The sequence below is a fragment of the Streptomyces sp. NPDC002490 genome (genome assembly GCF_040296045.1).
Taxonomy (GTDB): domain Bacteria; phylum Actinomycetota; class Actinomycetes; order Streptomycetales; family Streptomycetaceae; genus Streptomyces.
The window spans coordinates 1-10,219 of record NZ_JBEOWM010000094.1; the positions used below are offsets into that span (position 1 = coordinate 1).

At 72.7% G+C, this 10,219-nt stretch carries 2 protein-coding genes and 1 pseudogene; all 3 read left to right on the plus strand.

Annotated elements, in window-relative coordinates:
* Positions 1-15: 15 nt before the first annotated feature.
* Positions 16-4,092, plus strand: a pseudogene (locus ABT092_RS31060) (amino acid adenylation domain-containing protein); the annotation flags it as partial.
* Positions 4,075-9,372 carry an amino acid adenylation domain-containing protein gene (locus ABT092_RS31065; protein ID WP_502968540.1) on the plus strand — a complete coding sequence of 1,766 codons (5,298 nt, stop codon included), beginning with the start codon at positions 4,075-4,077 and terminating at the stop codon, positions 9,370-9,372. The pseudogene ABT092_RS31060 and the gene ABT092_RS31065, both read left to right, overlap by 18 nt.
* A gap of 8 nt (positions 9,373-9,380) precedes the next feature.
* Positions 9,381-10,219, plus strand: an 839-nt coding sequence (locus tag ABT092_RS30285) for a condensation domain-containing protein (RefSeq protein WP_351249606.1), incomplete at its 3' end; no start/stop codon positions are given.

Sequence of the window (10,219 nt, forward strand, 5' to 3'; positions counted from 1 at the left end):
CCGTTGACGCCGGTGATGCGGGAGTTGGTGGGGCGTGCGGGTGTGGTGGCGTTGACGGGGGGTTTTGCGCAGTCGTTGGTGGTGGAGGTGCCGGCCGGGCTTGATCGGGTGCGGTTGGAGGCGGCGGTTCGTGCGGTGATGGACCGGCATGACGTGTTGCGGGCGCGGTTGGAGGTGGTGGACGGGGTGCCCGAACGGCTCGTCGTCCCGGAGAAGGGCACCGTGACCGTGCCGGTGCACCGGGTCGATGCCACCGGGGCCGTCGACCCCGACGACCTCAGCGCCCTCGTCCGCGGAGCGGAACGCGCCGCGGTCGACGGACTGGACCCGGTCGCCGGCCGGATGGTCCACACCGCCTGGCTCGACCGGGGGCCCGACACCCCCGGCCGACTGCTGATCGTGGTCCACCACCTGGCCGTCGACGGGGTGTCCTGGCGGGTGCTCCTGCCCGACCTGGCCGCCGCCCACGACCGGGCAGCGGACCCGTCACGGGCCCCGGAGCCCGATCCGGCGGGAACCCCGTTCCGGCAGTGGGCGCTGGCCCTCGCGGCCGAAGCGACCGCCCCCGCGCGGATCGCCGAACTCCCCGCGTGGGAGAGGCTTCTGGCGGGCCCCGGCGCCCCGATCGGCGGCCGGCCCCTGGACCCGGCCGTCGACACCGTCGCCGCCGGCATCCACCAGACCGAGGTCCGCATCCCCGTTCCGGTGACCGCGGACCTGCTCACCCGGGTGCCCGCCGCCTTCCACGCCGGCATCGAGGACGTCCTGCTGGCCGCCCTGGTGGCCGCCCTCCAGGAGCGGCGCGGCGACGGCGCCGCCGCCGGACCCGTCCTGGTCGACGTGGAGGGCCACGGCCGGGAACCCCTGACCGAAGCCATGGACCTCACCCGCACCGTCGGCTGGTTCACCAGTTCGCACCCCCTGCGCCTGGACGCCACCGGCATCGACGTCACCGACGCCCGTGCCGGCGGCCCCGAGGCGGGACGGCTGCTGAAGAGGGTCAAGGAACAGATCAGGGACGTGCCCGGCGACGGACTCGGCTACGGGCTGCTGCGCTACGCCAACCCCGAGACGGCCACCGCCCTCGCCGCCCTGCCCACCGCCCAGATCGGCTTCAACTACCTGGGCCGCTTCCACACCAACAGCCGACCCGAAGGCGGGAATTGGCAGGCCGACGCGGACCGCGTGCTCGGTGGCGCGGCCGACCCCCGGATGGCCCTGCTGCACGCCCTGGAGGCCGGCGGCCTGGTCCGGGACCTGGCCGAAGGACCCGAGATGGTGCTCACCCTGGGTGGCCCCGCCGGGCTCTTCGACCCGGCGGAGCTGGACCGCATCGCCACCGACTGGGCCGCCGTCCTGGCCGGTCTGGCCCGGCACGCCGCCGACCCCGCCGCCGGCGGGCACAGCCCCTCCGACTTCCCGCTCGTCGACCTCGCCCCACCCGAAGTGGAGGAACTGGAGACGGCCGTCCCCCACCTCGTCGACGTCTGGCCCCTCTCCCCGCTCCAGGAAGGCATGCTCTTCCACGCCCGCTACGACGAGGGCGCCCCCGACGTGTACGTGGGACAGCGCACCCTCGACCTCGAAGGCCCCCTCCGCCCCGACGTGCTGCGCGCCTCCTGGCAGGCGCTCGTGGACCGGCACGCCAACCTCCGGACCGGTGTCCGCCAACCCGGCGGCACGGGCGCCCCGGTCCAGGTCGTCGCCGCCACCGCCCGCCCGCCCTGGCGGGAGGTCGACCTGTCTGCGCTGCCCCCCGCCGAGGCCGAAGCCGAAGCCCTGCGGCTCACCGCCGAGGAGCACACCCGGTTCGACCTCACCACCCCGCCCCTGCTGCGGTTCCTGCTCCTCCGCACCGGCCCCGACCGGCACCGCCTCGTGATCACGATGCACCACATCGTGCTGGACGGCTGGTCCCTGCCCCTGCTGTTCGGGGAACTCTCCGAGGTGTACGCCGCGGACGGCGACCCCTCCGCGCTGCCGCCCGTCGCCCCGTACCGCGACTACCTCGCCTGGCTGCACGGCCAGGACCGGGACGCCTCGGCACGGGCCTGGCGCCGCGCCCTCGCCGGCACCACCGAACCCACCCTCGTCACCCGGCTCGACCGGGACGCCGAACCCCTGCGCTCCCGGCACGTCACCGCCCTGCTGGACGCCGAGGTCACCCACACCCTGCGGGAGACGGCCCGCGCCCACGGACTCACCCTCAACACCGTCGTCCAGGGCGCCTGGGCCGTGCTCGTGGCCCTGCTCACCGGCCGCGACGACGTCGTCTTCGGCACCACCGTCGCCGGCCGCCCCGCCGAGATCCCCGGCGTCGAGCGGATGCTCGGCCTGTTCATCAACACCGTGCCGGTCCGGGTCCGGCTCGACCCCGCCCGCAGCACCCTGGACCTGCTCACCACCCTCCAGGCCGAACAGGCCGAACTCATCGCCCACCAGCACACCGGCCTCACCGACATCCAGCGCACCGCCGGCCCCGGAGCGACCTTCGACACCCTCGTCGTCTACGAGAACTACCCCCACGACCCCGGTGCGGGGCGGGAGCTGGGCGGACTGCGCATCACCGGCGGCAGCGGCGACGAAGCCAGCCACTACCCCCTCACCCTGATCGTCTCCCCGGCCGAACGGCTCGAACTGCGCCTCGACTACCGACCCGACCTCTTCGACGAGGAGGACGCGCGGACCCTCGTGGAACGGACCCTGCGCATCCTCACCGACATGGCCGCCGCACCCGCCGCCCCCACCAGCCGGATCAACCATCTGACCGGTGCCGCCCGGGAACGCGTCCTCACCCGTTGGAACGACACCGCCCACCCCCTCCCCGACACCGCCACCCTGCCGGAACTGTTCGCCCGGCGCGCCCGGAGCACTCCCGACGCACCCGCCGTCGACGACGCCGGCACCCTCACCACCTACGCCCGACTCGACGCCCTGGCAGACCGGCTGGCCCGCCGGTTGCTCGCCCTCGGACTCGCCCCCGAACAACGCGTCGCCGTCCTGCACCACCGGTCCACCGCCTTCGTCGTCTCCCTCCTCGCCGTACTCAAAGCCGGCGGCACCTACGTCCCCCTGGACCCCGACGCCCCCGCCGACCGCACCCGACGCGTCCTCGCCGCGGCCGACGCCACCCTCCTGCTCACCGACAGCACACTGGTCACCCACCCCGCCACCCGACACGCCGACACCCTCGTCCTCACCGATGCCGATGCCGATGCCGATGCCGATGCCGATACCGATACCGACACCGACCACACCACCGACCCGGCACCTCCCCTCCCCACGCGGCACCACGGGCACCCCGACCGGCTCGCCTACGTGATGTTCACCTCCGGCTCCACCGGCACCCCCAAGGGCGTCGCCGTCACCCACCGCGCCGTCACCGCCCTCGCCCTCGACCCGTGCTGGACCGGCACCGGCAGCCACGGGCGGGTGCTCGTCCACTCCCCCCAGCACTTCGACGCCTCCACCTACGAACTGTGGGTGCCCCTCCTCGGCGGCGGCACCCTCGTCCTCGCACCCCGCGACACCGACGCCCGCACCCTGCAACGGATCGTCCCCGACCGGAACGTCACCGCCCTCTGGCTCACCGCCGGCCTGTTCCGCCTGCTCGCCGAGGAATCCCCCCACTGCCTCCGCGGCGTGCGCGAGGTGTGGACCGGCGGCGAGGCCGTCCCCGCCACCGCCGTGCGCCGGGTCCTCGAAGCGTGCCCCGGCACCACCGTCGTCGACGGCTACGGACCCACCGAGACCACCACCTTCGCCACCGCCCACCCCCTCACCGCGTCCCACGACGTGCCCGACAGCGTGCCCATCGGCCGCCCCATGGCCAACACCCGCACCTACGTCCTCGACAGCGCCCTGCGGCCCGTCCCCGAGCAGGTCCCCGGCGAGCTGTACGTCGCCGGCGCCGGACTCGCCCGCGGCTACCTCGGCCAGGTCGCCCGCACCGCCGAACGGTTCGTCCCCGACCCCTTCGCCACCGGCCCGGGCGCCCGCATGTACCGCACCGGCGACATCGTGCGCTGGCGCCCCGACGGCACCCTGGACTACCTCGGTCGCTCCGACGACCAGGTGAAGGTCCGCGGCTTCCGCGTCGAGCCCGGAGAGGTCGAAGCCGTCCTGGCCCGCCACCCCGCCGTCGCCCAGGTCGGCGTCCTGGCCCGCGAGGACACCCCCGGCGTCACCCGACTCGTCGCCTACGCCGTCGCCCGCCCCGGCACCGACCTCACCGGGCTGCGGGACTTCGCCGCCGAGCGGCTCCCCGACCCCATGGTGCCCCTCGTCGTCGCACTGGACGCCCTCCCCCTCACCGCCAACGGCAAGCTCGACCGGACCGCCCTGCCCGCCCCCGAGTTCACCACCCGCGCCAGCCGTCCGCCCGCCACCCCCGAGGAAGAAGCGCTCTGCGCCCTCTACGCCGAAGTGCTGGACCTGGAACGGGTCTCCGCCGAGGACTCCTTCTTCGACCTCGGCGGAGACTCCCTCCTCGCCATGCGGCTCGTCGTCCGCGTCCGCGCCGCCCTGGACACCGAGATCAGCGTGCGGGACCTGTTCTCCGCACCGACCGTCGCCGCCCTCGCCCGACGCGTCACCGCCGACGGAACCGACCCGGCACGCCCCCGCCCCACACCGCGGGAACGCCCCGAAGTGCTGCCCCTGTCGTTCGGCCAGCAACGCATGTGGTTCCTCAACCAGCTCCAGGAGAGCGGAGTCCAGTCCGCCGACAACGTGCCCCTCGCCCTCCGCTTCTCCGGAGTCCTCGACGCCGACGCCCTCTCGGCCGCCCTCCACGACGTCGCCGACCGGCACGAAACCCTACGCACCGTGTTCCCCGCCACCGCGGGCAGCGCCCGCCCCCGCCTCCTCGGCTCCGCGCCCCCGCTCCGCGTCCACCGGGTGACCCGCGTCCTGCTGCCCGACGCCATGGCCGACACCGCCACCCGCGGCTTCGACCTCGCCCGCGACCAGCCCTGGCGCACCGAACTCCTGATCGTCACCGACCCCGACCCCACCACCTGGCCCGACCCTTCCCCCGACCCCGCCGACCCGCCGCCCCCGCAGGGCGAACCCGGCGAGTACGTCCTGATGCTGGTCGCCCACCACATCGCCGTCGACGGCTGGTCCATGGGCATCCTGGCCCGGGACCTGCGCACCGCCTACACCGCCCGCCGCCGCGGCACCGCCCCCGACTGGGCCCCGCTGCCCGTCCAGTACGCCGACTACGCCGGCTGGCAGCGCGAGGTGCTCGGCGACCCGGACGACCCCGACAGCCTGATCAGTGCCCAACTCGCCCACTGGCGCACGGCCCTGGACGGACTGCCCGAGGAGCTGGCCCTCCCCACCGACCGCACCCGCCCCGCCATCCCCAGCTTCACCGGCGGCTCGGTCCCCCTCGACCTCACCCCCGACACCCACGCCCGACTCCTCGACCTCGCCCGCCAAGGCTCCGCAACCCTCTTCATGGTGGTCCAGGCCGCCCTCGCCGTGCTCCTGACCCGGCACGGCGCCGGCACCGACATCCCCGTCGGCACCGCCGTCGCGGGCCGCGGCGACCCCGTCCTCGAAGACCTGGCCGGCTTCTTCGTCAACACCCTGGTGCTGCGCACCGACACCACCGGGAACCCTTCCTTCGAGGAACTCCTCGGCCGGGTCCGGGAGTCCGACCTCGCCGCCTACGCCCACCAGGACGTGCCCTTCGAACGCCTCGTCGACGACATCGGCATCGAGCGCACCCTCGCGCGGCACCCGCTGTTCCAGGTCATGCTGGTCCTCCAGAACGTCCCCGGCGCCGACTGGGACCTGCCCGGACTGACCATGCACCGGCACGCCTCCGAAGTCCTCCCGGACTCCGCGCTCCCGTCCCGCTTCGACCTGTCGATCAACCTCACCGAACACCACGACGAGCACGGCCGCCCGGACGGCCTCCGCGGCGGCCTCCAGTACTCCGCCGACCTCTTCGACGGGACGACGGCACGAACCCTGGCCGACCGCCTCGCCCGGGTCCTGGACCAGATCGCCGTCGACCCGCGCCGTCACCTCGCCGACCTCGACGTCATGGACGCCGACGAGGAGTGGAAGGTGGTGCAGGCGTGGAACGACACGGGGTGTGAGGTGTCGGCGGGTTCGGTGGTGGAGTTGTTCGCGGGGCAGGTGGGTCGGTCTCCGGGTGGGGTGGCGGTGGTGGGCGACGACGTGTCGTGGACCTATGGGGAGTTGGCGCACTTGTCCGATCGGGTGGCGGGGTGGTTGGTGGGGTGTGGTGTGGGTGTGGGTGGTCGGGTGGGTGTGGTGGTGGATCGGTCGGTGTGGTTGGTGGCGGTGTTGTTGGGGGTGTGGAAGGCGGGTGCGGCGTTCGTGCCCTTGGATGCGGGTCATCCGGTGGAGCGGTTGCGGTCGCTCGCGGATGAGGCGGGGCTGGATGTGGTGGTGGCGGATCGTGTGGTGGAGGGCTTGGAGACGGTTCCTCTGGAGGACTTGTTCGCTGCTGATCCGTTGGTGTCCCCGGTTGCGGTGTCGGGGGAGTCGTTGGCGTATGTGATGTTCACGTCGGGGTCGACTGGGGTGCCGAAGGGTGTGGCGGTCACGCATCGGAGTGTGGCGGCGTTCGTGTCGGACCGTGCCTGGCGCGAGGACGTGGTGGCACGGGTGCTCGTCCAGGCGAACCATGCGTTCGATGCGTCGACGTATGAGTTGTGGGTGCCGTTGGTGCACGGCGGCACTCTGGTGGTGGCGTCGGCGGGTGATCTGGACGCGGCGGAGCGGGGTCGGTTGATTGCCGAGCACGGAGTGACGAATGTGCATGTGACGGCGGGGTTGTTTCGGGTGTTGGCGGAGGAGTCGCCGGAGGTCTTCGCCGGGGTGCGGGAGGTGTCGACGGGTGGGGACGTGGTGTCGTCCTCGGCGATCCGCGCCCTGCTGACCCGCTACCCGGAGCTGACCGTACGGACCACCTACGGCCCCACCGAGACCACGGCGTTCACCACCCAACTCGCCTACCACGCTGGCGATGAGGTGCCGGCGAGCGTGCCGTTGGGGCGCCCGATGGACAACTCCCGGGCGTACGTCCTCGACGAGTTCCTCCGCCTCGTTCCCCCGGGTGTGGTGGGTGAGTTGTATGTGGCCGGTGACGGTCTGGCCCGTGGCTACGACGGGCGTCCGGGCTTGACGGCGGAGCGGTTCGTGGCCTCGCCCTATGGCGGGCGGATGTACCGGACGGGTGACTTGGCCCGGTGGTCGTCGGGCGGGGTGTTGGAGTTCGCCGGTCGGGCGGATGACCAGGTGAAGGTGCGGGGGTTCCGGATCGAGCCGGGTGAGGTCGAAGCAGTCCTCGCCGAACGCCCCGAGGTCGGACAAGCAGCCGTCGTCGTCCGGGAGGACCAGCCGGGCACCAAACGACTGGTCGCCTACGTCGTCCCCGCGGAACCCGGTGAACTGGACACGGCGGCCTTGCGCGACCACCTGGCCGGTCGACTGCCCGACTACCTGGTGCCCGCCGCGTTCACGGCCCTGGACGCACTGCCGGTGACGGTGAACGGCAAGCTCGACCGGGCCGCCCTCCCGGTGCCGGAAGCACCGACATCGGTGGGGCGCGGCCCCGAGACGCCGACCGAGGAACTGCTGTGCGCCCTGTTCGCCGAGGTACTCGGCCTGGAACGGGTCGGTGCGGAAGACTCCTTCTTCGCGCTCGGCGGCGACTCGATCATGTCGATGCTGGTGGTGGCCCGGGCCCGGCGAGCCGGAGTGGTGATCACCGCCCGGCAGGTGTTCGAGCGGAAGTCGCCGGCCGCGCTCGCCGCCGTGGCGCTCGCCGTCGACGACCGGGAGACCGGTACGGGAGCCGAGGAGGCGGACTCCGGCACGGGACGGGCCCCGCTGACCCCGGTCATGCTCGACCTGGTCGAACGCGCCGGACCGGCGGCGCTGACCGGGGTGCTGTCCCAATCGATGTTGGTCGAAACCCCGGCCGGCCTGGAACGGTCCGTGCTGGAAGCAGCCCTGCAAGCGGTACTGGACCACCACGACGTCCTACGCGCCCGACTCGTCGTCACCGACGACACCGCCCACCTGGAGGTCCCCGAGCCGGTGCCGGTGGGCGACCGCCTCCGGAGGGTGGACACGACGGGGCTGGACGAGGAACGTGCGGCCGAGGTGGTCCAGGCGGAGGGCCGCCGGGCAGTGGACCGACTGGACCCCCGGGCCGGGGAGATGATCCGGGCCGTCTGGTTCGACGCCGGCCCCGACCGCCCGGGACGCCTGCTGCTGGTGGCACACCACTTGGTGATCGACGGAGTCTCCTGGCGCGTCCTGGTGCCCGACCTGGCTGCCGCGGCGACGGCGCTGAAGGGCGGCGACTCGCCCGAGCTGGCGCGCACCACCTCCTACCGGCACTGGGCGAAGAAGCTGGAGATCGACGCACTCAGCAGCGCACGCGTCGGCGAACTCGCTGCCTGGAAACGCCTGTTGCGGGGACCCAACCCCCTCCTCGGCAGGCGCGCGCTCGATCCGGCCGTGGACACCGTCGCTGCCGGAGTGCGTCAGGTCGAGGCCCGCGTGCAAGCGCGGATCACCAGCGAACTGCTCACCCGGGTGCCGGACGCCTTCGGTATCGGCGTCGACGACGTCCTCCTCGCCGCCCTGGTCGCCGCAGTCGGTGAGTGGCGTCGTCGCAGGGGCCGCAACCTGGTGGGTGGCCTGCTGGTCGACGTCGAGGGCCACGGCCGGGAGCCGCTCACCGACACCATGGACCTCACCCGCACGGTCGGCTGGTTCACGAGCAGCCACCCCGTACGCATCGACCCCGGGACCAGCGAGTACGCGGCGATCCGTAGCGGTGGACCCGCCGCGGGCCTGCTGCTGCGCCGGACCCGGGAACAACTGAGGGCCGTTCCCGGCGACGGCATCGGCCACGGCCTGCTGCGCCATCTGAACCCCAGGACGTCGGAGGCGCTGGCCGGGCTGCCGAGCCCGCAGATCGGCTTCAACTACCTGGGACGGTTCGCCGCCGGCGGGTCCGCCGCCGCGGGCGACGCCACCTGGCAGCCCGTGGGCGACTCGGTCCTCGGCGGCACCGCCGACGCGGACACCCCGGCGGCGCACCTGCTGGAGGCCGGCGGCATCGTCCGGGACCGCCCGGAAGGCCCCGAGCTGACGGTGTCCCTGGTGTGCCCGGTCGGCCCCCTCGACGAGGCCGCGCTCCAGGCACTGATCGACGGCTGGGCCGCGATGCTCGCGGGGATCGCCGCACACCGTCCGGAAGAGGACCACGAGAGGCCGACGTCCGACCGAGCACCTTCGAACTCCCCGCTCGTCGCCCTGGCGCAGAGCCAGATCGATGCGCTCCAGAGCAAGCTGACCGGTGAGAAGGAGTGAGTGACGCAGTGAGCCAGGTGCGTATCGAGGATGTGTGGCCCCTGTCGTCCCTCCAGGAGGGGCTGCTGTTCCACTCCCAGTACGACGAGCAGGCCGAGGACGTCTACGTCGAGCAGTTCGTGGTGGGCCTGGCCGCCCCGCTCGACCCTGCCGTGCTGCGGACCTCGTTCCAGGGGCTCCTCGACCGGCACGCCAGCCTCCGGGTGGGCTTCCAGCAACCGGCGGGGATGCAGCAGGTCGTGCAAGTCGTGGTCTCGGGTGTGGAGTTGCCGTGGCGTGAGGTGGATTTGGTGGGGTTGTCGGTGGGTGAGGTGGGTGTTGAGGTGGGTCGGTTGCGGGGTGAGGAGCGGGGGCGGCGGTTTGATGTGGGGGTTCCGCCGTTGTTGCGGGTGTTGTTGGTGCGGTTGGATGAGTCGCGTTTTGAGTTGGTTTTGACTTTGCATCATATTTTGATGGATGGGTGGTCTTTGCCGGTTTTGTTTGGTGAGTTGTCTGAGGTGTATGGGGCGGGGGGTGATGTGTCGGTGTTGCCGGTGGTGAGGTCGTATCGGGAGTATTTGGAGTGGTTGGGTGGTCGGGATCGTGGTGTGGCGGGTGTGGTGTGGGGTGGGGTGTTGGGGGGTTTGGTGGAGCCGTCGTTGGTGGTGTCGTCGTCGGGGGTGGGTTCTGCTGCCGTCCTTGGTGCTGGTGCTGGTGCTGGTGCTGGTGCTGGTGCTGGTGCTGGTGCTGGTGCCGCCCCCGCCTCCGGTGCGGCCTCCGGTGCTGGTGGTGGGGGTGGTGTGGGTCATGTGGTGGTGGGGGTGGGTTCGGGGTTGGTGGGGTTGTTGGGTGGGGTGGTGCGTGGGTG